Below are 24,949 nucleotides of genomic sequence, written 5' to 3' on the forward strand. Positions count from 1 at the left end.
ACCATCGAGACGATCGACAAGACGGCCATCACGGTCGAGTTGCCCGAGGCGTTCGACGAGCGCTGGAGCCGCCTGCCCGGCATCCAGGTCGAGGGCCGGCGCATCACCATCGACCCGGCCGAGTACTTCTTCCGCTTCGAGTCCCACACCTGGCTCGTCGCCGACTGGGACCTGGTCAAGGCCCAGCTCCTGGACATGGACGAGACGACCGAGAGCGCGGTCGAGCAGCTCGCGCTGGACTTCATCAAGGCCCACGGCCAGTCCACGCCCGACGCTGCCCGGGTCGTGACCACCGCATACGAGGTGTACGCGTACCTGTTCCGCGACGAGCACCTCGCGGGGCTGGGGCTTCCGCAGGTCACCGCCGAGCACCTGCGGATACTGCGCGAAGCGGCAACGCTGATGGCACTGAACAAGGTCGAGCTGGACGGGCGCATCTCCAACGTCGGCCCATGCTGGTTCTTCCCCGCCGCCACCTCCGTCGTCTTCGACCTGGACGAGGAGACGGGCGGGCTGCTCGACGAGGTCTACCACGGCGGCTGGTTCAACGAGCACCGCCGCATCGAGTCCATCAAGGCACACGCCGCGCTCGGCGGGCGGCTCGTGCACGGCTGCCAGTCCGTGCCGGACCAGTCCGGCGGCGTCGTCGCCCCCTACGGTGCGTCGATGGCCACCTTCCGCGACGACCTCGCGGCCTTCAAGGCCGGCTGGATCAAGCAGGTCTACGCCCACCGTGTGAGCCCTGCCGCGTAGTCGCCTTCGATCAGGCTCCGGGGTGGGCCGGCACCATTCGCCCGCCCCGGACGCCTCCAACCCCGAACCGGAGCCCCCACATGGACGCGAACCTCAACGCCGAACTCCTCGACAGCCTGCTCACCATCGCCGGCCGACCTGCCCCAGCGCGCAAGAAGGTGCGCGTGTGGTCCATGTCCGGCGTAGAGCGTCTGACCTTCCCGGATGGCACCACCGCCATCTTCAAGTACGCCAAGAAACCGTTCGATAACGAGGGCCGGGCCCTCCGCCTGGCCCACACCCACGGCATCCCGGTCCCGCAGGTCCACGCCTCCGCCGTCGTGGGTGGCTGGCTCGGAATGCTGCTGGAAGATCTCGGTCCCGCCATCCGCGAGGCCGACGACCTCGACGGCGCCGCCGCGGCCGTGGTCCTCCACCGCACGCCTACGGCCCATGCGCTGCCTGTTCTCGATCAGGCGCAGTTGCGCACGCTGCCGAGCCGGGCCCTGGACCACCTCGATCAACTCCGCAAGGAGGAACGGTGGCAGGAGGCAGACGACATCGAGGACGCCCTCGACCGGATCGCCCGCGCCGCCGAGGTCCGCTCCGCTGGGGCGATGGTGGCACCGTTCGGCTGGGTCCACTCGGAATTCCACCCCACCAGCCTCCACATCGGCCAGCATGGCTGGAAGCTGCTCGACTTCGCCCGCGCCTTCACCGGCCCCGGTCTGCTCGACCTTGCCAGCTGGCACGGCACCCTCGACACCCCCGACCCCGTACGCCTGCGCGTCTTCCTGGAGGCGTACGTCACTGAGGGCGGCACCGCCGACGCCCTCGCCGAGCGCGGTGGGCTCGCAGCCGAGAAGTGGGCACTGGGCTGGCACCGCATGTGGGCCGTCGAGTGGTTCATGGAGCAGGCCATCCGCTGGATCAACGAACCGTCCACCGACCCCGCTTACGTCAAGACCGTCCGCCGCCACCTGACCGACATCCTCCAGCTCCTGGAGGTCTAGATGCTTGCCCAAGCTTCCCCGTGGTACGTCCACGCTCTCCAGCGCACCGAGGCCCGCCCCGCCGAGCCACTCTCCGTGCAGGCCCGGATGGAGTGGACCACGCGGCCCGGACGAGGCCCTGGCGCCGAGATCCTGAGCGCGGACCTGGGCAGCAGGCGAGTGCTGGAACTTGGCTGCGGCCCTGGCCACAACGCCGCGTACCTCGCTACCCGCCACGGAGCCCGAGTCACCGGCGTCGACCTGATCGGCCTCCAGGTCCGCCGGGCCCGCTCGCACTATGGACGACTGAACAACCTCACTTTCGTCGCCGGCCACGCGCTGCACTACCTGCAGGCATCCGACGAACGGTTCGACGCGATCTACTCCGTCTTCGGCGCGGTCGGCCTCGTCGCCCCCGAACTCCTGTTACCCGCCATCGCCCAGCACCTCAAACCGGGCCGCACCCTGGCCTTCTCCACTCCCCACCCCCAGCGCGGCGGCAGACGACCAGCCACCGATGACCGGCCCTGCCGCGACTACGTCACCCTGCCCGACCGCACCCGACTTCCGGTCGCCCGCTGGGACTTCGACGCCGACCGCTGGGAGAGGCACCTCGACCGCGCGGGCCTCTGGCTCACCTCAGCCAGGGAGTTCCACGACGCCCGCGCAGGCGGCTGGCCCACCACCTTGCTGATCACCGCACGCAAGCTCTGATCCCACCCCGGCTTCCTACGGGAGGAACCCATGCGCCTGCCCTACCTACTCCTCGATATCGACGGTGTCCTCATACCGTTCCCCGATGACCAGGGGAACACCCCAGCGACCCACACCCGCCACGACGTCGTCCCCACCGGCCGCCACGCCGACGACCCGGTCACCGTCTGGCTCAACGCTGCCGACGGCCCCATGCTGATGGATGTGATCCGCACCAGGCTGGCCACACCGGTCTGGTGCACCAGCTGGCGCCAGGACGCCACCACCCTGATCGGACCGCTCCTCGGCCTCCCACCCCTGCCGCACATCGATCTCCCGCGCCCGCAGATCACCACCAGCCACCCCAACGGCTACCTCTGGAAACGCGACCACGTCGACGCCTGGCTGGGCGACGCACCCGCCGTCTGGATCGACGACGACTTCACCAGCCTCGACCACGCCTGGGCCGCGGAACGCACCGCCCATGGCGCGGCAACCCTCCTTCTTCAGCCCGATCCTCGCGTCGGGCTGCTGGCCGAGCACTTGGTCGAGGCTCTGGAATGGGCCGGGCAACTGCCCGCGGCGCCACCTTGTGAGTCCGGTGCTCCGCACGGAGCCGAAGCAGCCTGATGCGATCACAGAGCAGGATGCTGGTGCCCTCGCCGCGAGGAGCGGTGAGGGCACCAGGCTGGATCAGGGGCGCCAACGACGCCTGGGGCTATCGGCGTCGCCCTCGTTCCTCGGGCCTGATGTTCACCGGTGTGGCCAGGGGGTGCGGCGCTCCGGGCACGGAGGGTGCACCAACGGCGCTGCTTCGCCGACGCGCTGCCTCTGCGCGCCTGTTCGGCTGGGCGATGATGCGCCAGTTGAGGACCTCAGCGGGGCGCTCGGCGGTGTCGAGTTCTCGCCTGGCGCTGACTTCGGCCAGGAGGCGGCAAGGGCTGTGGCCGGCGGATTCGGCGCGGGCGAGGGTCGTGGCGAGGGCTGGCCAGGCGGAGTCGGTGAGGATGCGGTCGGCGTGTTCGGGAACGGCCTGGCGCACGGCGGCCTCGAAGCGCTGGACGGTCTGAGGACGTGGGACGCGTCGGGCGAGATCCGCAAGGACGGGCTCGGCGGTCTGCTGGCAGCTGGCTTGCAGGTGGCGGAAGGCTTCCTGGGCTGCTGCGGCCTGCTGCTGGTGGCCCCGTTGCTCGTGCCACTTGGCGGCAGCGCGGGCCATGTGCAGGGCGGCGAAGACCACGGCGATGGCGAGGCCGCCCGGAATGTTGGGGGCGTACGCGAGTTCCTTGGCGGCTTGGCGCAGCCCGTTGGCGGCCTGGTGGTCGGCCCGTATCGCCGAGCGGCGCGCCCGGTTGAATGCCTGTGCTGCGGCCTGCAGTTCAGGCTGCTGTGGGCCGGGTGTGGTGCGGGCCAGGTTGTGCAGGGTGTCGCCGTATGCATCCAAGTGGCCCTGGGTCACGGCGTCGTCGCCTGCATCGAGAACCGTGCGGGCCGTGCGCAGCGCGGTTTCGGCGCGGCGCCACGAGTCGGCCGGGTCCGCCGCCTGCTGCGGGCGGTTGGCCACCTCCTGGGTAGGGAGGCGTTCGGTCAGGCGGTTGTAGGACAGGTCAGGGGCGAGTGTGGAGCCGCCGAAGAAGATGATGTCGCCGGGGGCGGCCAGGCTGTAGCCGGTCACCTCACCGGTCTCGGGGCCGATGCGGGGCTTGACCTGGATGCCGAGCGAGGTGAGGACGGTGAAGTAGTCCTCGATGCTGCGGACGGCTGCTGCGACCGCATACGCCTGCTCGCGCAGCCACTCCCGCGCGCTCACCTCCTGGCCCTGCCGCTCGGCCTTGGCCCGCTCCGCCCCTGTCGGCGTCTTGGGCGCGGTCAGGTCACCGGACTTGAGGCGGCGCAGCCCGAACTCGGCCTCGATCGTGCGGCACTCCTTCTGTGCCCGCCAGCCGTCGCGGTTCGTACGGGGGCGACGGCCGTCGGCGCGGACGGTGGTGGCCAGGATGTGGATGTGGTCCTCCGCGTGTCGCACGGCGATCCACCGGCAGGCTTTCTCGTCGCCTTCGGGTGCGATGCCGGTGGCGGCGACGACGCGGCGGGCGACGTCGGCCCACTCGGCGTCGGTCAGGTAGCGGTCACCGGGCGCGGCGCGTACCGGGCAGTGCCACACGTGTTGCGGTGGCTTCTTGCCAAGGTCGCGGGTGCGCAGGTCGACGTGGTGGTCGAGGCGGCGGGCGAGCTGGGTGTAGGTGGCGTTCGGGTCGTGGCCAGGGTCGGGGGCGCCGGCCATGTCCCAGGCGCCCACGATGTGCGGGTCGGTGTGCTCCTCGCGGCGCCCCTTGCCGAACAGGTAGTTGATCAGACCGAGGATGCTGGAGCCGGTGGAGACGTCAGGCACCATGGCCGGCACCTTCCTCCACGAGCTGGTCCATCAGTTGGTAGCTGCGTTCGACGGCCTCGCCTACGCGGTCGAGTACAGCCCTGGTCTGGTCGGGGATCGTGCCGCTGTTGATGGCCATGGTGATCTGGTTAAGGTTGTTGCCGATGCGGTTCAGCGCCGTGATGTGCGACTCGACGGCCTCCACCAGCGGGCGGACGGGGTCGTCCTCCGGACTACTGGTCAGCGCCGTGTGACCGAGGGCAGCGGCAAGCGCAGCGTCGCCGACGAACCCGGCGAACGTCTGATCGCGCCGCGCGGCCTCCTCGTCGATGATGCGAACCGCGGTTGGGGGTGAAACGGATGGTCTTGTCCTGGTCGCGCTTTTCGGTGGTGCGCTTGCGGTTCATGCGCGCGGGCAGCTTGGGGGAATCAGGCTAGCGCCACGAGGGTTGCTCGACGGGTGGTGCGGTGTCGGCAGACGGCTGGGTGGGCGGCGCGCTGGATTCGGTGGCGGGTGCGGTGTTGAGCTCGGCCTTCCCCTCACCCGGCTCGGGCGCCCGCTGGCGCCCGGCCCCCTCTTCCTCCGCCACCCCTGGGGCGGGGGCAAGCGCGGACGAAGCCTCGTTAGAGGCTCGTTCGCTCCAGCTTGCTGCTGTGTGGTTGGACCTGCTGAACAGATGCCAGCGGCGACGAGAGCGGCCTGGCGTGTGGTGGCCATCCTGCCGGTTGACCTCGGTGTCGTCGATGGGGTCGTACATGTCTTGCTCCAAAGGGCGTTTCTGGGGTTCGGGACGGCGGTGGTGGGGGCGTTCACGGAGGGGGCGTTCACGCGAGCCCCCCTCTAAGAGCGTCACCGGTCAGGGCGGGTTTCTGCTCGACTGGGCCGGCTCTGGGCCGTCGGCCGTGTTCTTCCCGCGTCGGGAGTCGCGGCCGACGGCCTTTTCTGTGGCGGCGCTCGCAGGCGGCGGACTGCGCGCATCAGTCCTTCGGCCTTTGAGGAGCGGCCCCACCGCCCCCAGTCGGTTGGTTGGTTGGCTGGTGGTTGTGGTGGTGAGGGCCGTCACCCGTGGTGGGTGGCGGCCCTCGGGGTGTGGGGGTCAGGTGTGGTGGGGGGGCCGGGGTCAGCAGTTGTCGTAGATGAGGGTGCGGACCAGGCGGCAGGTGGTGTCGGAGGGGTGGTGGACGCCGATGGTGCGGGCGGTGGCGCGGATCTTGGTGTTGGTGGCGTGCTCGGGGCGGTAGGTGCCGGTGTCGAGGAGGGCTATGGCCAGGCGCATGGCCTTCAGGCGGCGGTTGTGGGATTCGTACCGCTCGCGGGGCCAGCCGGCGGGGAGCGGTTTCTTGGGCAGCGGGTGGGCCGGGAGGGGTTTCGTCATGAGTGTGGCAGCAGCCATCCGGCGGACCTCCTGGAGCTTCGGTGAACCCTCATTTACTGGTTCCCATTTTACTGCCGGGCACTGACAAAAGCCCCTGGCCAGGAGGTATTTGGTGGCTCGGGAGAGGGGCGGGGGGACGGGCGTTCCGCCGGCGGTTTCAGGGGGTGGGGGCGGAGGCCGTGCGGGTGCGGAGGAGCTTCTTGTCGGGCTTGCCGACGGAGGTGAGCGGGATGGCGTCGACGACGTGGACGGCGGTGGGGGCGTAGAGGGCGCCCTTGCGGGTGGTGACGAAGGTGCGGAGGGCGGTCGGGGAGAGTTCGTCGGCGGGGTGGCCGGGGGCCGGGACGACCGCCACGTGCACCTCCTCGGTCTCGTCGGGGGTGCGGACGCCGTAGACGGCGGCGTGGGCGACGGCGGGGTGGGTGTGGAGGAGGTCTTCGAGTTCGGAGGGGTGGACGTGGCCGCCGACGACGATGATCACGTCCTTGACGCGGTCGACGAGGTAGAGGCGGCCGTCGGTGTCCAGGTAGCCGACGTCGCCGGTGCGCACCCAACCGTCCTTGAGGACCTGGGCCGTGAGGTCGGGGCGCTTCCAGTAGCCGCGCATCGCGCCGGCGGAGTGGACGTGGATCTCGCCCGGTTCCCCCGGGGGCAGGTCGCGGCCCTCGGGGTCACGGATCGCGAGGGTGACGCCGTCCATCGGGCGGCCGACGGTCATCGGGCGATCGGTGCGGATGTCGGCGTGGTCGGCGGGGCCGGCCTCGGTGATCGACATCGCCTCGGACTGGCCGTACATGCCGTAGAGGACCGGGCCGAACGTCTCGGCCGCCTGGCGCATCCGGGGCGCGGAGGCGGTGCAGCCCCCGTAGGTGATGCGGGTGAGGGAGCTGAGGTCGGTGGTGGGGAGGGTCGGGTCGTCCAGGAGGCGGTAGAGGAGCGGCGGGAGCACCCAGAGGTGGGTGATGCGGGCGCGGGCGACGGTGGCCAGGACCGCGGTGGGGTCGAAGCTCCGGTGGAGGACGACGCTGCCGCCGGCCACGAGGGTGGCGTCGGCCATGATGCCCGCCAGGTGGGCCAGCGAGGTGCAGGCCAGGAATCGGGGCGGGTCGCCGGCGGCCTGCCACGTGGCGTGGGTGAGCAGGGCGGCGATCGGGCCGTGGGTCATCCGAACGCCCTTGGGGACGCCGGTCGTTCCGCCGGTGTGGCGGATGCACCAGTCGTCCTCGGGACGGGCCGCGCCGGTGATCGTCGGGGTGCCGGGCAGGGCGGCGCAGGCGGCCAGCAGGTCAGGGCCGAGCGGGGCGGCACCGTCGGCGGGCGGGCCGAAGGTCATGACCTGGGGGCGCGTGCCGGTGAGTCCGTCCAGGAGGGCGGCGGCGGTGGCGTGCAGGTCGGGGTCGACCAGGAGGACGGCGGTCTCGGCGCTCTCGGCCACTAAGGCCAGGGTCTCGGCGGCCATCCCGTCGTAGAGGAGCACCACTCGCGCGCCCAGGAGGTTGACGGCGTAGCGGGCGGCGAGCGCTTCGGGACGGTTGCGGCTGAGGACGGAGACGGTCTGGCCGCGGCCGACGCCGTGGGCGCGGAGGGTGGCGGCCATGCGGTGGACGGTGGTGTGCAGGGCGCCGGCGGTGACCTCGTGGCCGTCGGCCGCGGTGACGACGGGGCGGTCGGGGTCGCGGGCCAGGACGGTCAGGACGAGGTCGACGTAGCTGGTGAAGGGCGGGGCGGGGGTGGTGGAGGGGTGGGCGGTCATGACGGGTGGCTCCTTGGCGACCGAGGGAATGAGATGGGGTGGGGTGAGTGGGGTGGATGCGGTGGGTGGTGATGTAGGGGTGGGAGGGGGGGAGGTGGGGTGGGGAAATGGTTACTTGTGACGTTAGGCGGGGTCGGTGGCGTGTTCCATGACCAAATGCGCCATGTGGTCATGTACTGGCGGGCATGAGGGCAGCCGTGCCGCGGGCCGGGGGTCTCGGCTAACTGGAGCGCCGGGGGCGGCACTTGGGGGCGCGACGTCGCCGGTGGGCGGCAGGATCTCGCGCCGGGCACGGGAATCCCAGGTGGTTTGTGGCGAATCGTCGCGGAATCAGAGGATGTCCGAGTGAGTAACCTGCGGTTCACATACGGGCAACGGACGGGAAACGGCCTGTTGCGAGAGTGCTCCAGTACGCCCGCACGCGTACCCGCACCGACCCGTATTAAGAGGACCCCGTGAGCATCAAGGCCGAGTACATCTGGATCGACGGCACCCAGCCGACCCCCAAGCTCCGCTCCAAGACCAAGATCCTTGCGGACGCCGGCTCGCTGCCACGCTGGGGCTTCGACGGGTCCAGCACCAACCAGGCCGAAGGCCACTCCTCGGACCTCGTGCTCGACCCGGTGTTCAGCTGCCCGGACCCGATCCGCGGCGGCGCGCACCTGCTGGTGCTGTGCGAGGTGCTCAACACCGACCTCACGCCGCACTCCTCCAACACCCGGGCCCTGCTGCGCCCGGTGGCGGAGCGCTTCGCCGCGCAGGAGCCGATCTTCGGCATCGAGCAGGAGTACACCTTCCTCAAGGGCGACCGTCCGCTGGGCTTCCCCGAGGGCGGCGGCTTCCCGGCCCCCCAGGGCGGCTACTACTGCGGGGTCGGCGCCGGCGAGATCTTCGGCCGGGAGATCGTCGAGACGCACCTGGACCGTTGCCTGGCGGCCGGTCTCGGCCTGTCCGGCATCAACGCCGAGGTGATGCCGGGCCAGTGGGAGTTCCAGGTGGGCGCGCTGGCGCCGCTGGTGGTCTCGGACCACATGTGGGTGGCGCGCTGGCTGCTGCACCGCACGGCGGAGGAGCACGGCGTCACCGCCTCCCTGGACGCCAAGCCGGCCCAGGGGGACTGGAACGGCGCGGGCGCGCACACCAACTTCTCCACCCGCGCGATGCGCGAGGGGTACGACCCGATCATCACCGCCTGTGAGGCGCTGGGCGAGGGCGACAAGCCCCTGGAGCACGTCCGCCAGTACGGCACCGGCATCGAGGAGCGGCTGACCGGCGCCCACGAGACGGCGCCCTGGAACGCGTACTCCTACGGGGCCTCCGACCGCGGTGCGTCGGTGCGCATCCCGTGGCAGGTCGAGGTCGAGAAGAAGGGCTACATCGAGGACCGGCGGCCCAACGCCAACGTGGACCCGTACGTGGTGACGCGACTGATCGTGGACACCTGCTGCACGGAGCTGGAGCGGCGCGCGCAGGTGTGACCACCGCCCGCCGGAGCGCGGGAACGGACGGGGCCGGACCGGCGGGTCCGGCCCCGTCCGCGCGTCCGGGCCGGGCGGCGGCGGGGCGGCACCGGCGGTCGGGGCCGGTTGTCGGTGCGGGGTGGCACGCTGGAACCATGCTTGCGATCACCGTGCAGACCGAGTCCGGACCGGCGCTCGCCCGGCCGTCCGCGGACGAACTGGCCGCGCTGCTACGGCGGATCGGCGGCGACGACGACCACTTCGCCGTCGTCGAGCGGATCCCCGGCGCGGACCAGGTCTTCCTCCAGACCTGGCGGGAGGGCGACGGACCGTTCGCCGTGGAGCACCGCGACGGCGGGCCGGAGCGGCACTTCGAGGCCGAGGGCGCCGACGCCGGCGCGGTCGCCGGGGTCTTCCTCGCCTGGGCGCGCGGCACGGAGTCCTGGCGGACCGCGCTCGACTGGCGGCCGGCGGACCTGTACTCCACGCCCGGTCCGGACCCGCAGACCCGGGCGGCGGCCGAGGCGCGGGCCCGCACCGACATCCGGACCGGCTGCTGGACGGCCGAGGAGGTCGCGCAGGGGGTGTGCGACGCCTTCGGCCCCGACGGGAGCCCGGTCACCGTGGAGCAGGCGCGGCGGATCGTGGCGCGGCGGTGGCAGGAGCGCCTCGCCGAGCAGGCGCACTGGCCCGCGGAGACCGACCCGGACCGGGTGGCGCGGGCGTTCGGCGCGCTGGCCTCGCAGGGGCTCACCGCCCTGATGAACTTCGCGTGTTGCAGCGGCTGCGCCCTGAGCGAGCTGGCCGGTGAACGGGCCGAGGGTGACCGGGGGTTCGTCTTCTTCCCCTACCAGGACACCGCCGCCGCGGCGGACGGGCACGGCCTGTCGATACGTTACGGCGCGTACCCGGACTCCGGGGCGGACAGTGCCGCGATCGGGCGGGCGGTGACGGCCGCGTTGACCGACGCCGGGCTGCCGGTGGTGTGGAACGGCGACCCGACGAAGGTCGTCGAGGTCACCCCGCTGCGGTGGCACAAGCGGCTGCCGTCCGGGAGGTGAGGCCACGACGAGGAGGGGGCGTGCGGATGGGCGCACGGGAAGACGGCACGGCGAGGGGACGCGCGGCGGGGCGCGGCACGCTGCGCGGAGCGGCTCCGTGGGTGACGCCGTGGGTGACGCCGCTGTACGTGGGGGCGTTGCAGTGCGGTGCGCTCGCCACCGCCCGGCTGCCGGCGCCGCGGCGCACCGCGCTGCTGCGGGCGCACTCCACCAACGTGGCCAATCTGCGGGCCGGCCGGTGGGGCACGCTGGCCACCAGCGCGGCCTTCGTGGAGGAGCCGCTGCCGGTGGCGTACGGGGCCGCGCTGCTGGCGACGCTCGGGGCGGCCGAGGTGCGCTGGGGCACGGCCCGCGCGGCGACGGTGTTCGCGGCCGGGCACATAGGTGCCAGCCTGCTGGTCTACGCCGGACTGCGGGCGCGGCGGGGCGGCGCCCGGCCGGCACCACGGGCGCTCGACGGGGACGGCAGGGACGGCGGGGACGGCGGCATCGCGCACGCCGTCGACGTCGGGGCGAGCTACGGCTTCTACGCCACCGTCGGCGCGCTGGCCGCGTCGCTGCCGCACCGGGGTGCCCGGGCGGCGGCCACCGGCGGGTTGCTGGCGTTGGGCGCGGTGCCGGTGGTCCGCCGCGGCCGGACGTTCACCGACGTCGGACACCTGGCGGCGTTGGTGCTCGGGGTGGGCATGGGGGCCGTCGGGGCGCCGCTTCGGGGGCGAGTTCCGGCCACCGGGTGGGGGCGCTTCCGACCTGCGGCTACGGCAACTCCGGGGCGGTCAGGGGCAGTCGGGACCGGCCCCGCGGCGGTCCGCCGGGGAGCGGGGGCGGCGCGCGGCGGGATCGCGTCACCACGGGGAGTGGTGTGAAAGACAGATCAGTGACCGTCTGGTTCAATAGGGCCATGGCCAGCCTCACAGATACCGCGACAGGTCGCAGCGACCTTGAGCCGTTCTGGCCGTCCCGACAGGCGCACGCCTTCGACCGTCTGTGTTGCCGCGCGCACTGAGCGCGGGCCCGCACCTTCCTCTTCGACACCGTTGACCGGTGTCGCCAGCCCTGCCCGCGCGCATGACGTCCCCCGACGGTCCCCTGCGCGAAAGAGCTGACGTTCGATGACCAATCTCCGTACCGTGCCTGCCGGTTCCCCCACGGCCGCCGTTCCGCATCCCGCCCACCACCGCCACCGACTGCGCGCCGTCGCACCCGGCGAAGCCGTCCCGGCGCCCGCCGCCCCGGGCTCCGGCGCCACCCGGCACAGCGCCCAACAGGTCGCCGAACTGCTGAACTCCGGGGCGACCTGGCTGCCGGCGCCGCAGCACAGCCTGCCCGCCCTGCCCGGGCAGCCGCCGATGGTCGGCTACCTCGTCCTGGTGCCGGCCGAGCAGGCCCCCACCCCGCCGCAGCCGCCCGTCGGGCCCGCCCCGGCGGCCCGGACCGGCGACGCGACGGTGCGGATCGATCCCGAACAGCGCACCGTGCACGTCCAGGGCCGGCAGTTGGACCTGACGTACCTGGAGTTCGAACTGCTCGCCCATCTGGTCGCGCATCCGCACCGGGTGCACACCCGCGACCAGTTGGTGACCACCGTGTGGGGCTACGGGCACGTCGGCGACGGCCGCACGGTCGACGTCCACGTCGCCCGGCTGCGGCGGAAGTTGGGCGCCGAACTCCGCGGGTCGATCGTCACCGTCCGCCGGGTCGGCTACAAGTACGTGCCGAGCGCCTGACCGGCCCGGTCGGGCACCCGGCCGCCGCGCGGCGCCGCCCGGCCGCCGCCGAGCACCACCCGCTCGGCGGCGGCCGCCAGGGCGCGCCGGTCCAGGCCGCGCCCGGCGGTCGGCAGCGCCGGATGGACGGTGGCCCGCACGGTCAGTCCGCGGGCGGCGACCACCCGGCGCAGCGACGCGGCGAAGGTGTCGGTGCCGCAGAAGGCGGCCACCGTGGTGGGGCGCCCCTGCTGGACGTAGTCGACGGTGACCGGTCGGACGGGGGCGCCGGCGTCCAGCGCGGCCTGGAAGGTGGCCCGGCGGAAGCCGCCCTGCTCCGCGGTGCACCAGGTGGTGGCCTGGGGGAAGACCGCGACCGAGCGGCCGGCGGCCAGGAGCGCGGCCAGTTCCGCCACGGTGCGCGGGAGTCGGCGGGGGTGGGTGCGGTCGATGAAGTGGGTGCCGGCGCGCCGGGCCAGGCCGCCGACCAGCGGCCAGCCGCCGACCTCGCGCTTGGCGAGCAGGACGGCGGGCTCGACGGCGAGCAGGGCGACGATGTCCAGCCACGAGATGTGGTTGAGGACGATCAGGGTGCCCGGGGTGCGCTCCCCCGCCCCGGGGCCGGGCACCGTCAGCGGCCCGGCCGGGGCCGCCCCGCGGACCTCCAGCCCGACTCCCAGCGCCGTCAGCAGGGCCCGGGCGTGCGTCCGGAGCCGTACCGGGTCGGCCAGGTGCGGGCCGGCCGCCAGTGCGCGGGCGACCGCGCCGGTGAACGCGGCGGTGCGGCGGGCGGCCGTCGGGAGGGGGACGGGCACGGTGGCGTGCGCGGCACAGTGCGGGGTGCACACCGCGCGGACGTCCCAGGGGCCGTTCACCGCTCCCCCAGGAAGAAGCGGCGGTAGCGCTCGCCGAGCCGCTCGATGTCCAGGACGGTGAAGAAGTCGGCGACCCCGAAGTCCGGGTCGTGGGCGGGCGCGCCGCAGATCCAGGCGCCGATGCGGAGGTAGCCACGCAGCAACGGGGGCAGTTGGGCGAGGACGGGGCGCTCGGGCAGCGGGCCGGTGGGGTGCCAGGGGCGGCGGGGGGCGACCAGGAAGGCGGCCGGCGCGGCGTGGCGGGTGCGGGCCAGGGCCCAGGCGTGGGTGGCGGCGGTGCCGCCGTCGGCGAGCGGCACGGAGGCGCAGCCGGCGAGGTAGCGGTGGCCGGAGAGCAGGGTGTAGCGGGCCAGGGCGGCCCACATCTGGTTGATGACGGCGCCGTTGCGGTGGTCGGGGTGGACGCAGGAACGGCCGGCCTCGATGAGGGCGGGGCGCACCGCGTCGAGGGCGGTGAGGTCGAACTCGCCGTCGGAGTAGAGGCGTTGACTGCGGCCCGGGGGCAGCAGGCGGTAGGTTCCGACGACCGCGCCGGTTGCGGTGTGGACGACGACGAGGTGGTCGGCGAGGTCGTCGACCGGGTCGACGTCGTGGCCGGGGAGCGGGGTGTCGAGGGTGGCGCCGAGTTCGTCGCCGAAGACCTGGTGGCGCAGCCGCTGGGCGGCCCGGACCAGGTCGGGGGTGTCGGCGATCAGTGCGGTGTAGTCGGGGGCGGCGGCCGGGGCGCCGGGCCGGGCGGCGGCCGTCGCTCCGGTGGGGCCGGTGCTCGCGCCGGGGGCGGGGGTGTCCGGGGTGCCCGATCCGCGGGTCGTCGTGGGTGCCGTGCTCATCGGAGCCTCCGTAGGTGGTGCTGGGTACACCCCCCATGGGGTGCGCAACCCAATGACCTGGCGTTCTCCTACGCGGCAGACTGTCCCCGCGCCCGAGGTCCGGTCGCGTGAAGCCCAGGGAGCGTACGGATGAGGGTCCGCAGAACACTGGTCGCCGCGGCGCGGGGGCTGGCGCTGGCGGTGGCCGTGGAGGCCGGATCGGTCGTCCTCCTGGTGCTGGTCCTGCTGTCGTTGGCGCTCCTGGTCGTCGGCGTGGGGGTGCTGACCACGCCGGTGGTGCTGACGTGGGCCCGCCGCCACGCCGATCTGCGGCGGGTGTGGGCGCACGAGCTGAGCGGGGTGCGGATCCCGGCCGGGTACCGCCCGTTCCCGCCGGTGCTGCGGCGCGGCCCCGCGGGCCGGTGGCAGCGCTGTGCGGTGATGTTGCGGGACCCGGCGACCTGGCGGGAGCTGCTGTGGCTGGTGGTCGATTTGTCGGTGGGGCTGGCGCTGGTGCTGCTGCCGGCGACGCTGCTGGTCTACGGCGCCGGGTTCGTGCTGCTGCCGGTGGTGCAGGGGCTGACCGGGGCGGGCGGCGAGCTGCTCGGGGTCGGGTCGCTGACCGTCGACCACCCGTTGCTGCTGCTGGCGGCGCCGGTGCTGGGCGCGGGGTTGCTGTGGCTGGCGTGGCGCGGCAACCCGGCGCTGTTGCGGGCGCACTTCCGCCTGGCGGCGGCGTTCCTGGCCCCGCCGCAGGCGGTGTTGGCGGACCGGGTGGCGCGGCTGACCGAGACCCGGGCCGACGCGGTGGACGCCTCGGCGGCCGAACTGCGCCGGATCGAGCGCGATCTGCACGACGGGGCGCAGGCCCGGCTGGTGGCGATGGGGATGGAACTGGGCGTCGTCGCGGCGCTGATCGAGAAGGACCCGGCACGCGCCAAGGAGCTGGTGGGCCGGGCCCGGGAGTCGTCCGCGGAGGCGCTGGCCGAACTCCGTGACCTGGTGCGCGGGATCCACCCGCCGGTGCTGGCCGAGCGGGGCCTGGGGGACGCGGTGCGGGCGCTGGCCCTGCGGACGGCGGTCCCGGTAGAGGTGACGGTTCAGCTGCCGCGGCGGTTGCCGGCGTCGGTGGAGTCGGCCGCGTACTTCGCGGTCAGCGAGCTGCTGACGAACGCGGCGAAGCACTCCGGCGCCGACCGGATCGCGGTGGACGTCCGGCATGTGGAGGGCCGGCTGCTGGTCACGGTGTGCGACGACGGGCGGGGCGGCGCCGCGGTGCGTCCCGCCGGGGCCGGTGGGGGCGCGGAGGGTTCGGGGCTGCGCGGGGTGGCGCGCCGGCTCGGTACCTTCGACGGCGTGCTCGCCGTCGACTCCCCGGTCGGCGGCCCGACGACGGTGACGATGGAGATCCCGTGCGCGTAGTCCTCGCCGAAGACCTCTTCCTCCTGCGGGACGGTCTGGTCCGGATGTTGCAGGCGTTCGACTTCGAGGTCGTGGCGGCGGTGGCGTCGGGGCCGGAGCTGAGCCGGGCGCTGGCCGAGCTGGAGCCGGACGTGGCGGTGGTGGACGTCCGGCTGCCGCCGTCGTTCACCGACGAGGGGTTGCAGTGCGCGCTGGCGGCCCGCGCGGCCCGGCCGGGGCTGCCGGTGCTGGTGCTGTCGCAGCACGTGGAGCAGTTGTACGCGCGGGAGTTGCTGGCCGACGGCAGTGGTGGGGTGGGGTACCTGCTCAAGGACCGGGTCTTCGACGCGGAGCAGTTCGTGGAGGCGGTGCGCCGGGTGGCGTCCGGGGGGACCGCGATGGACCCGCAGGTCATCGCCCAGCTGTTGTCGCGGCGGGCCGGGGACCGGCCGATGGCGAGGCTGACGCCGCGCGAGGTCGAGGTGATGGAGCTGGTGGCGCAGGGCCGGTCCAACGCGGCCATCGCGGCCCGGCTGGTGATCACGGAGCGGGCGGTCGCCAAGCACACCTCCAACATCTTCGGGAAGCTGGCGCTGCCGCCGTCGGACGACGACAACCGCCGGGTGCTGGCGGTGCTGGCCTACTTGGACCGGGGTTGAACGCGCGCGGGCGGCGGCTCGGCGCCGCGCGTCCGTGCGGCGGCTTTCGGCCAATCGCCGGGGCACACCGGCGCCCCGCCGGTCGCCGGGTGCCGCCAACTCCCTTGTCCGGCGGGGCGGACGGTCGTCCCGACGCCGCTGGAAGGCACCCCGGGCGCCGCGTACGCTGACCGGCACGGCTCACCGCGAGTAAGGGGATCAGACATGGGCACCGCAGCCGACAAGGAATGGCTCTACGGCCTCGACATCTCCGACGCCGTCTGGCAGCGCCCGCCCGGCGACCCCGACGCGGAGGCGGTGGAGATCGCCTTCCTGGAGCGCGGCGCGGTGGCGATGCGCAACTCCACCGACCCCGACGTCGTGCTGCGCTACACCGAGGCGGAGTGGCGGGCGTTCGTCCTGGGCGCCCGGGACGGCGAGTTCGACCTGGACCGGCACCAGTCGGCCTGACCCCGGCGACGGGTCCGCCCGGGGTGCGGTCACCCGTTCGGGTCGGCCCGGCCGGTCGGTGACCATCACAGGATTCACTCGTTCCACCGAACGTGGAACACCAGCAGGCGGCAACCCCGCGCCCGGACCGCACCTCCCCCGTCGGACCTGCCGACGGGGGTGACCCCATCGACGTCGAGCAGGCCGAGGCGGCCCTGGTCGAGCACTACCCCCGGCTGGCCCGGCTGGCCTACGTGGTGCTGCCGCCGGGGCCCAGCCGCGGGCGGCGGGTGCTGGCCGCCCACGCCGTGGTGCAGCGGGCCCTGCCCCGGCGGGCCGGCCCCGGGATCGCGCTGCCCGCACAGCGCGGCGCGGACGAGGCCGTCGACCCCGGTTACGCCCTGATGCGGCTGCGGGTGCTGCGGGCAGCGCTGGCCGCCGGGCGGCGCCGGTGGCAGCCGCCGGCGCCGCTCCCCCAGGTCTGGGGCCTGCGGTTGTTCCCACGCTCCGGCGGTGCCGACGAACTCGCCCTGGACCAGGCCCTGTCGGCGCTCTCCGGGCCGGCCAGGGCCGCGTTCGTACTACGCGACCTGGAGCGGCTGTCGGTCCAGGAGACCCGGCGGGTGCTGGAGGCCGCGGGGGTCGCCGACGTCCCCGCGGCACTGGCCGGTGCGGACGGGGCGGCCCTGCCGGCCGGGAGCCGGGACCGGGCGCTGCTGGAGTCGGTGGAGTTCGACCCGTGCGCCCTCCAGGCCCGCCCGACGGACCTGATCCGGCGCCGTCAGCACGGCCGGGCGGCGCTGGCGGCCGGCGCGGCGGTGCTGGTCTGCGGGGCGCTGCTGGGCCTGCCGGGCGGAGGCTGGGGTGCGGACGGCGCCGCGGCCCCCTCGTACGCCCGCAACGCCGCGGCCGAGGCGGCGCTGGACCCCGGCCGGCTGACGGTGTCCTCGGCGTCCGCCTGGAAGAGCGCGCCCCAGCCGGACTTCACGTCCTGGCCGGCCCGCGGCGACCGGCTCGGCGACAAGGCGCTGCTGCGGCGGGCGTTGGCGGTGTGGGCCCGGCCCGGCAACGGCGTGCCGGTCACCGCGACCCCCGGCACGCCCACCGGTCCCGCCGCCGGGCCGCCCCAACTGCTCTTCGCGGGCGTGGTGGACCACGCCGTGGTGGTGCTCCTCCACGACGGGCTGCGGGTGGTGCGGTACGCGGAGCGGGTCGACGGCCAGGGGCGGGGCGACGGCTCGGGGGCGAGCCTGGACTTCGCCCGGGCGGACGGCGCGACGGCGGACGCGGCGAGCGCGTTGGTGGTGGGCCGCACGGAGGGCAACGTCCGTTATCTGACGGCCCCTTGGGTCACGTCGGTGCGGCTGGTGGACCTGCTGAAGCCGGACGCGGCGGGCCAGCCGGTCGCCGTCGCGGCGGACGGCCTGACCGCACCGGTGCCGGCGCCGCGCACCGACGGGAACTGCGCCGGATGGCCCGCCCTGCGGGTCGGCGGCCGGTTGGACGGGCAGCCCGGCGGGGTGCCGGGCGGGCGGTCCGACGGCGAACTGGTCACCGACCTCGGGGAGTTGTCGCCCGCGCGCCTGACCTACGGCCCGCCGGACGCGCCGGACGCGGTGGTCGGGCCGGAGGGCCGGACGGCCTGGGCGCGGACCGCCTGCCAGCTGCCGGCGGTCCGTTCGCAGGGCGTGCGGTCGGTGAACACCTGGCGGTTCGCCCAGCAGCCGCTGCCCGGGGGTGCCGGCGTCGCGGCCTGGCTGTGCACCCGGGCGGAGACCTGGCGCGGGGCGGGCAGTCGGACGATGGCGCAGTTCCAGGCCACGCCGCCGAGCGGGCCGCCGTACCCGGCGGGCGCAGTGACGGCGCGGGCGGACGGCGGTACGGCCTGCGGTCCGCGGGCGCCCCGGGTGCTGTCGGGCGTGCTGTGGAAGAGCTCCGGCGGCCGGTGGTGGCTGCTGGCGGCGGGCAGCGAACAGGTCAGGTCGGTCGTCGCCAGCGGCGGGGTGCAGGGCCGGGCGTCGGGCCGGCTGCTGGCGGTGCCCGCCGCGGCGGGTGCGCACGCCGATCTGGTGGGCGAACTCGCCGACGGCAAGAAGGTGCGCGCGCTGCGCTGAGCCCGCGGGGCGCCGGTCGCGGCCGGCGCCCGCCCGGCCGCCCCCGTTTCCCGGCTTTCGGCGTCCGGGGGGTACCGGCATTCCTTACCCGCCAGTACATTGACGCCATGTCTAATACGGCCTCGTTGCGGCCCCAGCCGGTCGCGTCCGAGCACACCCCGCTGAAGGCCCGCAACGTGGCCTTCGACTGGGCGGACACCCCCTTGCACTGGATCCCCGGCGATCCGGCCAGCACCCACACGATCAACGTCCTGCACCTGCTGCTGCCGGCCGGCGAACGCTGGTTCGTGCACGTCTACAAGCAGGCGCTGCCCCTGATACGCGACCCCGAACTGCGGGCGGACGTCATCGGGTTCATCGGCCAGGAGGCCATGCACGCGCAGGCGCACGACGACGTCCTGCCGCACCTGAAGGAACAGGGGCTGGACCCGACCCCGTACACCGCGCAGGTCGACTGGCTCTTCGAGAAGCTGCTCGGCGACCGGACGCTGCCGCCGGGGCGGGCCAGCGAGTGGTGGCTGAGGGAACGGGTGGCGATGATCGCCGCCATCGAGCACTACACGGCCTTCCTGGGCCACTGGGTGCTCAACGCCGGGGCCCTGGACGCCAAGGGGGCCGACCCGACCATGCTCGACCTGTTGCGCTGGCACGGGGCGGAGGAGGTCGAGCACCGCTCGGTGGCGTTCGACCTCTTCGTCCATCTGGACGGCGGCTACCGGCGGCGGGTGCGCACCTGGGCGACCGCCTTCTCCGCGCTGGTGTTCCTGTGGCAGCGCGGCACCCGGTTCTTCATGGAGAACGACCCGACGCTGGTGGGCGGGAAGGCCGTCGTGCGGGACTTCGTACGGGGCGGGCGGCAGGGCGTGCTGCCCACCACCGGGGCGATCGCGCGCTCCATCCCGCAGTACTTGAGCCGGACCTACCACCCGTCGCAGCACGGCAGCACCGAGCAGGCGCTCGCCTACCTCGACCATTCGCCCGCCGCGACCGCCGCCACCGCCACCGCCACCGCCACCGCCACCGCCACCGCCACCGGAGGAGCCTGAGATGCCCGCGTCCGTCCGCGTCCCGTCGTCCGCCGGCCGGGGCGGCCCGCTCCGTCCCGGTCTGCCGCGGCTCCGTACCGTCCTGACGGTGGCCGGTACCGCCCTGGTGGTCCAACGGGCGCTGCGGCGACGGATCCGGCGGTCGCCGCTGTGGCCGTTGCCCGCGTTGGAGCAGCCGATCTCCGGACGGGGGCGGGACGCGGCCCGGGCGGGCGGCCGGGACCGGGACCCGACGCCGCCGGCCCCCGGGCGCCCGGGCGCGCTGCGGCTGCGGGTGGCCGAGCGGACCGAGGTGGCCGACGGGGTGGTGGCGCTGCGCCTGGAGGGCGAGCGGCTGCCCGCCTGGGAACCGGGTGCTCACCTGGACCTCGTGCTGCCCTCGGGGGCCGTGCGGCAGTACTCGTTGTGCGGCGAACCGGCCGACGCGGTACGGGCGGACGGCGGCTCGTACACCCTGGCGGTCCGGCTGATCGGGGACGGTCGGGGTGGTTCGCGGGAGGTGCACGAGGCGCTCCGGGCGGGCACGACCGTCGAGGTGCGCGGCCCCCGCAACCGCTTCCCCCTGGAGGACCGCCCCGCCTACCTGTTCGTCGCGGGCGGCATCGGCATCACGCCGATCCTGCCGATGGTGCGGCGGGCCGAGGCGGCGGGGGTGCCGTGGCGGCTGCTGTACGCGGGGCGTTCGCGGGCGTCGATGCCGTTCCTGGCGGAGGTGGAGAAGCTGGCCGGGGGCGGGGCCGGCGCCGCGGGTGCCGGCGGCGCGCGGCTGACCGTGGTCGCGGAGGACGTGGACGGGCGGCCCGATCTGGCCGCGGCGCTCGCCGACGCGCCGCCGCACACCGCCGTCTACTGCTGCGGTCCCGAGCCGCTGATGGACGCCGTGGCCGACCTGCTGCCGGCCGGGCCGGCGGGGCCGACCCTGCACACGGAGCGGTTCGCCCCGGCCGCGGGCGCGGCGGGCGGCGCGAACGGGGCGGCGGACGACGAGGCGTTCGAGGTGGAGTTGCGGCGGACCGGCCGCACGGTCACCGTCCCGGCCGGCACCAGCGTGCTGCGCGCGATCCGCGAGCAGGCCCTGCCGGACCTGGCGTACTCCTGTGAGGAGGGCTTCTGCGGCACCTGCCAGCAGCGGGTGCTGGCCGGCGAGGTGGACCACCGCGACGCGTTGCTGACGGATGCGGAACGCGACGACTCGCTGCTGATCTGCGTGTCCCGGGCGCGGCGGGGGTCCCCCCTGGTGCTGGACCTCTGAGGCCGGTCCCGCGCCGCGGTGGGCGGGGCGCGGGGCGTGCGGCACCGGGGCGAGGAGGGCGGTCCGCGCGCTGGTGCGGCCGCGCGGCCGGTCGTTAGGGTGGACGCATGACCACCGGGGCACGCCGCAGGATGGGGGTCGAGGAGCGACGGGAGCAGCTGATCGCCGTCGCGCTCGGCCTGTTCAGCCACCGCTCCCCCGACGACGTCTCGATCGACGAGATCGCCGAGGCGGCCGGCATATCGCGACCGCTGGTGTACCACTACTTCCCGGGAAAGCAGCAGCTCTACGAGGCGGCGCTGCGGCGCGCCGCCGACGAGCTGACGGCCCGGTTCGTGGAGCCGCACGAAGGCCCGCTCGGCACCCGGCTGTTGCGCGTGATGCAGCGGTTCTTCGACTTCGTGGACGAGCACGGGCCCGGTTTCTCGGCGTTGATGCGCGGCGGGCCGGCGATCGGCGGGGCGCGTACCAGCGCGCTGATCGACGGCGTGCGACAGGCCGCCTTCACGCAGATCGTCGCGCACCTGGACGTCCAGGACCCGCCGCCGCGGCTGGAGTTGGTGGTCCGGTCGTGGATCTCGCTCGCCGAGACCACGGCGCTGCTGTGGCTGGACGGGCAGCGGCTGCCGCGCGCCGAGTTGGAACGGCAGCTGGTGCACGACTTCGCGGCCCTGGCGGCGGTCAGTGCCGCGTACGACGAGCGGATGGCGCAGGTGGTGCGCCGGATGCTGGCGGACGAGCCCGCGGACGGGATGTTCGCGGACCTGGTGGGGCGGTTGTTGGAGCTCCCGCAGCCGGCGTGACACCGCGGGCGGTCCGGGCCCGACCGGCGGCGCGCAGCTGCGGCAGAATCCGGCCATGGACGAGATCACGTATCGGTTGGCCGGGGCGGCGGACGACCCGGCCGTTCTGGTCGGCCTGCACGACGCGGCGGCCCGTTGGATGGTGGCGCACGGCGTCGACCAGTGGAAGCCCGGGGGCAAGGACGAGGAGCACTTCCGGCGGCGGATAGCGGCCGGCGAGGTCTGGCTTGCGGAGGGCGCCGGGCGGGTGGTCGGCGGGTTCGAACTGTGGTGGGCGGACGGGCCGGCGTGGGGTCCGCAGCCGCCGGTGGCGGGGTACGTGCACCGGCTGATGGTGGACCGCTCGTGCGCGCCGGCCGGGACCGGGCGGGCGATGCTGGCCCGGGCCGAGCGGCGGATCGCCGAGTCGGGGCGGGCCTGGTCCCGTCTGGACTGCATGACGAGCAATCCGCGGCTGCGGGCGTACTACGAGGGGGCGGGCTACGCGGTCGTGGGCGAGCAGCCGTTCAAGGAGGGGGCCGGGGGCAGCCGGTACGGCGTGACGTTGCTGGAGAAGCGGGTGGGCTAGGGCGTTTCCGACGCCCTGGGGAGAACCGCTGCCGACCGCCCCGGGTGTCCGCCGGCCGTCCGCCGGCCCGGGTCAGCCGCGGCGGAAGACGGCGACGGTGCGGGGCGGGACGGTGAAGGTGCCGAAGGCCCGGTCGTAGGTCGCGGTCGCGGTGGTGCGGTCGGCGCCGTGCGCCTGGAGGGGGTGCAGGGCGTAGCGGCGGCCGGTGAGCGCCGGGACGGTCTGGGCCTGTCGTTGCGGGGTGGCGTTGAAGACGACGACGAGGTCGGCCAGGCGCATGGTGAGGACGCCGGGGGTCTCGTCGGGGCCGGAGCGCGGGAAGGAGAGCGCCGACTGGACGGCGGCGGTGGTGGCCAGGCCGAAGGCCGGTTCGGTGGCGTGGATGCGCAGCAGGTCGCGGTAGGCGGCCGACGCGGCGTTCTGGGTGGCGCAGTCCGGGCGGAGGGCCGGGTCGGCCAACAGGGGCTTGGCGTAGGGCCACTTGTCCTTGTTGTCGGCGGCCGGCGGCAGGCCGCGGCCGAAGCCGTTGTCGGCCGCGGCGCCCCGGGGGGCGTCGGTGCACTGCCAGTGCAGGGCGTTGAACCAGTCGCCGCTGTTGAAGGAGTTGCGGTCCAGGGACTTGGAGCGCAGCAGGTCGGAGCCGGCCTGGGAGAGCGCCGGGCCCTGGGCGAGGGCGGCCGTGGCGAGGGCGACGACCTGCATCCGGGCGCGGTCGGCGGCGGGGGTGCCGGGCGGCAGTTTGTAGGCCAGGGCGTCGTAGAGGGTTTCGTTGTCGTGCGCGTCGACGTAGGCGAGAGCGTCGCCGGGGGCGGCGGCGTAGCCGGCGGGGGCGCCGTCGTAGTCGATCTGGGCGCCGGTGACCCGTCGGCCCGCGGTGTCGGTGAAGGCGTAGTCGGCGAGGTTGCCGGTGAGCCCGACCTTGATGAGGTCCTGGTAGTGCAGGAGGCGGGCGCGCTGGGCGGCCGAATCGCCGTTGGCCGGTGCGGAGTTGGGGTCGGTGTACAGGCCGGAGGCGAAGCCCTGGACGCGGGGGTCGGCGTCGAAGGGGCCGCCGCCGCGGACCGCGTCGCGGGCCCGGTCGTTGAAGGTGGCGATGCCGGTGCCGGCCATGTGGCGCTGGGTGGCCTGGACGAAGCGGGCGTCGTCGGCGACCTCGCCGAAGTTCCAGCCCTCGCCGTAGAGGATCACCGATTTCCCGTCGACGCCGTCCCGGGCCGGGGTGAGCGCGTCGAGGGCCTTGCGGACGGCGAGGACGTTGGCCTTGGGGTGGTGGCCCATGAGGTCGAAGCGGAAGCCGTCGACCTTGTACTGCTTGGCCCAGGTGACCACGGAGTCGACGACGAGCTTGCCCATCATGGTGTGTTCGGGCGCGGTGCCGGCGCAGCAGGTGGAGGTGGCGACGGTGCCGTCGTCGAGCAGCCGGTGGTAGTAGCCGGGCACGATGCGGTCGAGGACGGAGTGCGGATCGTCCTGGCCGGCGGCGGCGGTGTGGTTGTAGACGACGTCCATGACGGTGCGCAGGCCGCTGCCGTTGAGGCCCTGCACCATGCGGCGGAATTCGACGGTCCGGGCGGTGCCGTCGGGGTCGGAGGCGTAGGAGCCCTCCGGGACGGTGTAGTGCAGGGGGTCGTAGCCCCAGTTGTAGCCGTCCCGGTCGGCCGTCTTGGCCACGCACTCCTGCTGGCGCTCGGAGCCGGCGGGCAGGGCGGCCAGGTCGCAGGCGGGGCGCTGCTGGTCGGCGCGGCGTTCGGGGACGGAGGAGAAGTCGAAGGCCGGCAGCAGGTGGACGTGGGTGGTACCGGCCGCGGCGAGGGCCTTCAGGTGGCGCATGCCGGCGGAGCCGGTGTCGGTGAAGGCGAGGTACTGGCCGGGGTGGTGCGAGGTGCGGTCCTCGATGGAGAAGTCGCGGACGTGGAGTTCCTGGATGCGGGCCCGGCGCAGCGGTACCGGGGCGGGCTTGCGCAGCGCGGCCCAGCCCTCGGGGGCGAGCCGGGGGTCGGCGAGGTCGACGACGAGGCTGCGGGCGGAGTCGGCGGTCAGGGCGGTGGCGTACGGGTCGGTGACCGCGTTGGTGACGGTCCGGCCGGCGTCCGGCGCCCAGACGGTGACCAGGTAGCGGTACGGCTGCCCGGTCCAGTCGCGCTCGCCCCGCGCGCTCCACACCCCACTCGCCCCGTCGCGGTGCATCGGCACGCGCCGGCCGGCCAGTTCGAGGGCGACGGTGCGGGCGGTGGGCGCCCAGACGGCGAGGGTGGGGCGGCCGCCGTGGAACACCGGCCCCAGGGCGGCGCGGCGGGCGCGGGTGCCGTAGAGGTCGTCGAGGACGCCGGGGAGTTGGACTCCGGTGGTGCGCGGCCCGTCGGCGGTGCGCTGGGTGGCGACCAGTCGCCCGCGCAGGGCGGTGGCGGCCAGGGCGCGGTCGCGGGGGTCGACGGTGAAGGCCGGGTAGCCGGTCAGGTGGGGGTAGGCGGCGCGCTCGGCGGGGGTGAGGGTGCCGGGGGTGAGGCGGATGCGGCCGGTGGGGCGTCCGTCGCGGTCGGCCGGGTCGCCGAACTCCAGTTGTGCGGCGGCGGATCGGGCGCCCTTCCAGACCACGGTGGTGCGGTCGATCCACTGGGCCTCGGCCGTGGTCCGGCGATCGGACGGGACCGCCTGGGCCCGGGGGTGCGGCGGGAGGGCGAGCGCGGCGGCGCCGGCCAGGAGGGCGAGGACGGCGGCGGTCCGGCGGCGGAGGCGGTGCGCGGTGGAGGGCATGGCCCCTGGTTCTAGTCGGACCGGACGATTGCTGCAAGACCTTTCGCAAGAGATTGCAACGGTGTTACGTTCCCAGGCGAGTCGGTCCGGCC

The 24,949-nt window shown here is 74.4% G+C and carries 23 protein-coding genes; 16 read left to right on the forward strand and 7 right to left on the reverse strand.

The genetic code is table 11. The annotated features are described in order from the left end of the window. Nucleotides 1-3 precede the first annotated feature (3 nt). The 4 genes from ABD385_RS05930 (at nt 4) to ABD385_RS05945 (ending at nt 3,047) form a co-directional block, all read left to right on the forward strand. The gene (locus ABD385_RS05930) at nt 4-753 is read left to right on the forward strand and encodes a hypothetical protein (protein WP_344573959.1); all 750 of its coding nucleotides are present in this window, start codon (nt 4-6) and stop codon (nt 751-753) included. Between the two features lie 80 nt (nt 754-833). Beyond that, nucleotides 834-1,745 (forward strand): phosphotransferase family protein, encoded by a 912-nt coding sequence (locus ABD385_RS05935; RefSeq protein ID WP_344573885.1) that lies wholly within the window; start codon nt 834-836, stop codon nt 1,743-1,745. Next, entirely contained in the window at nt 1,746-2,438 is a 693-nt protein-coding gene (locus tag ABD385_RS05940; protein ID WP_344573886.1) for a class I SAM-dependent methyltransferase, read from the forward strand. It abuts the gene before it with no gap. 30 nt (nt 2,439-2,468) lie between these two features. Beyond that, nucleotides 2,469-3,047, forward strand: coding sequence for an HAD domain-containing protein (locus tag ABD385_RS05945; protein WP_344573887.1), 579 nt, complete (start codon nt 2,469-2,471; stop codon nt 3,045-3,047). An 88-nt stretch (nt 3,048-3,135) separates the two neighbouring features. Here ABD385_RS05945 and ABD385_RS05950 read toward each other — a convergent pair whose 3' ends face one another. The 4 genes from ABD385_RS05950 to ABD385_RS05965 all read right to left on the reverse strand — a co-directional run bounded on the left by ABD385_RS05950 (nt 3,136) and on the right by ABD385_RS05965 (nt 7,920). Beyond that, on the reverse strand, nt 3,136-4,812 hold the full coding sequence (locus ABD385_RS05950; RefSeq protein WP_344573888.1) for a relaxase/mobilization nuclease domain-containing protein: 1,677 nt from the start codon (nt 4,810-4,812) through the stop codon (nt 3,136-3,138). Next, a complete protein-coding gene (gene mobC / locus ABD385_RS05955; protein WP_425585350.1) occupies nt 4,802-4,996 on the reverse strand; it encodes a plasmid mobilization relaxosome protein MobC in 195 nt (64 codons plus the stop codon). Before mobC ends, ABD385_RS05950 begins: the two co-directional genes overlap by 11 nt. Before the next feature lie 916 nt (nt 4,997-5,912). Continuing rightward, nucleotides 5,913-6,185, reverse strand: coding sequence for a hypothetical protein (locus ABD385_RS05960; protein WP_344573889.1), 273 nt, complete (start codon nt 6,183-6,185; stop codon nt 5,913-5,915). A 139-nt stretch (nt 6,186-6,324) separates the two neighbouring features. After that, nucleotides 6,325-7,920 carry an AMP-binding protein gene (locus ABD385_RS05965; RefSeq protein WP_344573890.1) on the reverse strand — a complete coding sequence of 532 codons (1,596 nt, stop codon included), beginning with the start codon at nt 7,918-7,920 and terminating at the stop codon, nt 6,325-6,327. A 455-nt stretch (nt 7,921-8,375) separates the two neighbouring features. Between ABD385_RS05965 and glnII the strand changes: the two genes are divergently transcribed. The 4 genes from glnII to ABD385_RS05985 all read left to right on the forward strand — a co-directional run bounded on the left by glnII (nt 8,376) and on the right by ABD385_RS05985 (nt 12,168). After that, a complete protein-coding gene (glnII, locus tag ABD385_RS05970) occupies nt 8,376-9,398 on the forward strand; it encodes a glutamine synthetase (RefSeq protein WP_344573891.1) in 1,023 nt (340 codons plus the stop codon). Nucleotides 9,399-9,535: 137 nt separating this feature from the next. After that, nucleotides 9,536-10,441, forward strand: a complete 906-nt coding sequence (locus ABD385_RS05975; RefSeq protein ID WP_344573892.1) for a DUF6891 domain-containing protein — start codon at nt 9,536-9,538, stop codon at nt 10,439-10,441. A 26-nt stretch (nt 10,442-10,467) separates the two neighbouring features. Then, a complete protein-coding gene (locus ABD385_RS05980; protein ID WP_344573893.1) occupies nt 10,468-11,307 on the forward strand; it encodes a rhomboid-like protein in 840 nt (279 codons plus the stop codon). A 246-nt stretch (nt 11,308-11,553) separates the two neighbouring features. Continuing rightward, nucleotides 11,554-12,168, forward strand: coding sequence for a winged helix-turn-helix domain-containing protein (locus ABD385_RS05985; RefSeq protein ID WP_344573894.1), 615 nt, complete (start codon nt 11,554-11,556; stop codon nt 12,166-12,168). Here ABD385_RS05985 and ABD385_RS05990 read toward each other — a convergent pair. Both ABD385_RS05990 and ABD385_RS05995 read right to left on the reverse strand, forming a co-directional pair. Beyond that, nucleotides 12,144-13,022: a lysophospholipid acyltransferase family protein gene (locus ABD385_RS05990; protein WP_344573897.1), complete on the reverse strand. Its 879-nt coding sequence runs from the start codon at nt 13,020-13,022 to the stop codon at nt 12,144-12,146. The two genes, ABD385_RS05985 and ABD385_RS05990, sit on opposite strands and share 25 nt — an antisense overlap. Further along, the gene (locus tag ABD385_RS05995; protein ID WP_344573898.1) at nt 13,019-13,852 is read right to left on the reverse strand and encodes a GNAT family N-acetyltransferase; all 834 of its coding nucleotides are present in this window, start codon (nt 13,850-13,852) and stop codon (nt 13,019-13,021) included. The genes ABD385_RS05990 and ABD385_RS05995 overlap by 4 nt, the downstream gene beginning before the upstream one ends. Nucleotides 13,853-13,981: 129 nt before the next feature. Here ABD385_RS05995 and ABD385_RS06000 point away from each other — a divergent pair, with 129 nt between their 5' ends. The 8 genes from ABD385_RS06000 to ABD385_RS06035 all read left to right on the forward strand — a co-directional run bounded on the left by ABD385_RS06000 (nt 13,982) and on the right by ABD385_RS06035 (nt 22,103). Next, a complete protein-coding gene (locus tag ABD385_RS06000) occupies nt 13,982-15,253 on the forward strand; it encodes a sensor histidine kinase (protein WP_344573899.1) in 1,272 nt (423 codons plus the stop codon). Beyond that, the gene (locus ABD385_RS06005) at nt 15,244-15,891 is read left to right on the forward strand and encodes a response regulator transcription factor (protein ID WP_344573900.1); all 648 of its coding nucleotides are present in this window, start codon (nt 15,244-15,246) and stop codon (nt 15,889-15,891) included. Before ABD385_RS06000 ends, ABD385_RS06005 begins: the two co-directional genes overlap by 10 nt. A gap of 204 nt (nt 15,892-16,095) precedes the next feature. Further along, the gene (locus tag ABD385_RS06010; RefSeq protein WP_275464967.1) at nt 16,096-16,341 is read left to right on the forward strand and encodes a DUF397 domain-containing protein; all 246 of its coding nucleotides are present in this window, start codon (nt 16,096-16,098) and stop codon (nt 16,339-16,341) included. A gap of 92 nt (nt 16,342-16,433) precedes the next feature. Continuing rightward, a complete protein-coding gene (locus ABD385_RS06015) occupies nt 16,434-18,434 on the forward strand; it encodes a hypothetical protein (protein ID WP_344573901.1) in 2,001 nt (666 codons plus the stop codon). Nucleotides 18,435-18,541: 107 nt separating this feature from the next. After that, nucleotides 18,542-19,480, forward strand: coding sequence for a metal-dependent hydrolase (locus ABD385_RS06020; protein ID WP_344573902.1), 939 nt, complete (start codon nt 18,542-18,544; stop codon nt 19,478-19,480). A 1-nt stretch (nt 19,481) separates the two neighbouring features. Beyond that, on the forward strand, nt 19,482-20,732 hold the full coding sequence (locus ABD385_RS06025) for a PDR/VanB family oxidoreductase (RefSeq protein ID WP_344573903.1): 1,251 nt from the start codon (nt 19,482-19,484) through the stop codon (nt 20,730-20,732). A gap of 107 nt (nt 20,733-20,839) precedes the next feature. Next, on the forward strand, nt 20,840-21,535 hold the full coding sequence (locus ABD385_RS06030) for a TetR/AcrR family transcriptional regulator (protein ID WP_344573904.1): 696 nt from the start codon (nt 20,840-20,842) through the stop codon (nt 21,533-21,535). 55 nt (nt 21,536-21,590) lie between these two features. Further along, nucleotides 21,591-22,103 (forward strand): GNAT family N-acetyltransferase, encoded by a 513-nt coding sequence (locus tag ABD385_RS06035; protein ID WP_344573905.1) that lies wholly within the window; start codon nt 21,591-21,593, stop codon nt 22,101-22,103. Between the two features lie 72 nt (nt 22,104-22,175). Here the strand turns inward: ABD385_RS06035 and pulA are convergent, their stop codons facing one another. Further along, nucleotides 22,176-24,803 (reverse strand): pullulanase-type alpha-1,6-glucosidase, encoded by a 2,628-nt coding sequence (pulA, locus tag ABD385_RS06040; RefSeq protein WP_425585355.1) that lies wholly within the window; start codon nt 24,801-24,803, stop codon nt 22,176-22,178. Between the last annotated feature and the right edge of the window lie 146 nt (nt 24,804-24,949).

It is taken from the genome of Streptomyces lunalinharesii (genome assembly GCF_039532155.1).
GTDB lineage: Bacteria > Actinomycetota > Actinomycetes > Streptomycetales > Streptomycetaceae > Streptomyces > Streptomyces lunalinharesii.

Coding starts and splice junctions, on each gene's coding strand:
- ABD385_RS05995 (WP_344573898.1), bottom strand. CDS start 13,852: ATGAGCACGGCACCCACGACGACCCGCGGATCGGGCACCCCGGACACC.
- ABD385_RS06020 (WP_344573902.1), top strand. CDS start 18,542: ATGTCTAATACGGCCTCGTTGCGGCCCCAGCCGGTCGCGTCCGAGCAC.
- ABD385_RS05945 (WP_344573887.1), top strand. CDS start 2,469: ATGCGCCTGCCCTACCTACTCCTCGATATCGACGGTGTCCTCATACCG.
- ABD385_RS06010 (WP_275464967.1), top strand. CDS start 16,096: ATGGGCACCGCAGCCGACAAGGAATGGCTCTACGGCCTCGACATCTCC.
- ABD385_RS06000 (WP_344573899.1), top strand. CDS start 13,982: ATGAGGGTCCGCAGAACACTGGTCGCCGCGGCGCGGGGGCTGGCGCTG.
- ABD385_RS05980 (WP_344573893.1), top strand. CDS start 10,468: ATGGGCGCACGGGAAGACGGCACGGCGAGGGGACGCGCGGCGGGGCGC.
- ABD385_RS05960 (WP_344573889.1), bottom strand. CDS start 6,185: ATGGCTGCTGCCACACTCATGACGAAACCCCTCCCGGCCCACCCGCTG.
- ABD385_RS05950 (WP_344573888.1), bottom strand. CDS start 4,812: ATGGTGCCTGACGTCTCCACCGGCTCCAGCATCCTCGGTCTGATCAAC.
- ABD385_RS05935 (WP_344573885.1), top strand. CDS start 834: ATGGACGCGAACCTCAACGCCGAACTCCTCGACAGCCTGCTCACCATC.
- ABD385_RS05965 (WP_344573890.1), bottom strand. CDS start 7,920: ATGACCGCCCACCCCTCCACCACCCCCGCCCCGCCCTTCACCAGCTAC.
- ABD385_RS05985 (WP_344573894.1), top strand. CDS start 11,554: ATGACCAATCTCCGTACCGTGCCTGCCGGTTCCCCCACGGCCGCCGTT.
- ABD385_RS05940 (WP_344573886.1), top strand. CDS start 1,746: ATGCTTGCCCAAGCTTCCCCGTGGTACGTCCACGCTCTCCAGCGCACC.
- ABD385_RS05975 (WP_344573892.1), top strand. CDS start 9,536: ATGCTTGCGATCACCGTGCAGACCGAGTCCGGACCGGCGCTCGCCCGG.
- ABD385_RS06030 (WP_344573904.1), top strand. CDS start 20,840: ATGACCACCGGGGCACGCCGCAGGATGGGGGTCGAGGAGCGACGGGAG.
- ABD385_RS06025 (WP_344573903.1), top strand. CDS start 19,482: ATGCCCGCGTCCGTCCGCGTCCCGTCGTCCGCCGGCCGGGGCGGCCCG.
- ABD385_RS06035 (WP_344573905.1), top strand. CDS start 21,591: ATGGACGAGATCACGTATCGGTTGGCCGGGGCGGCGGACGACCCGGCC.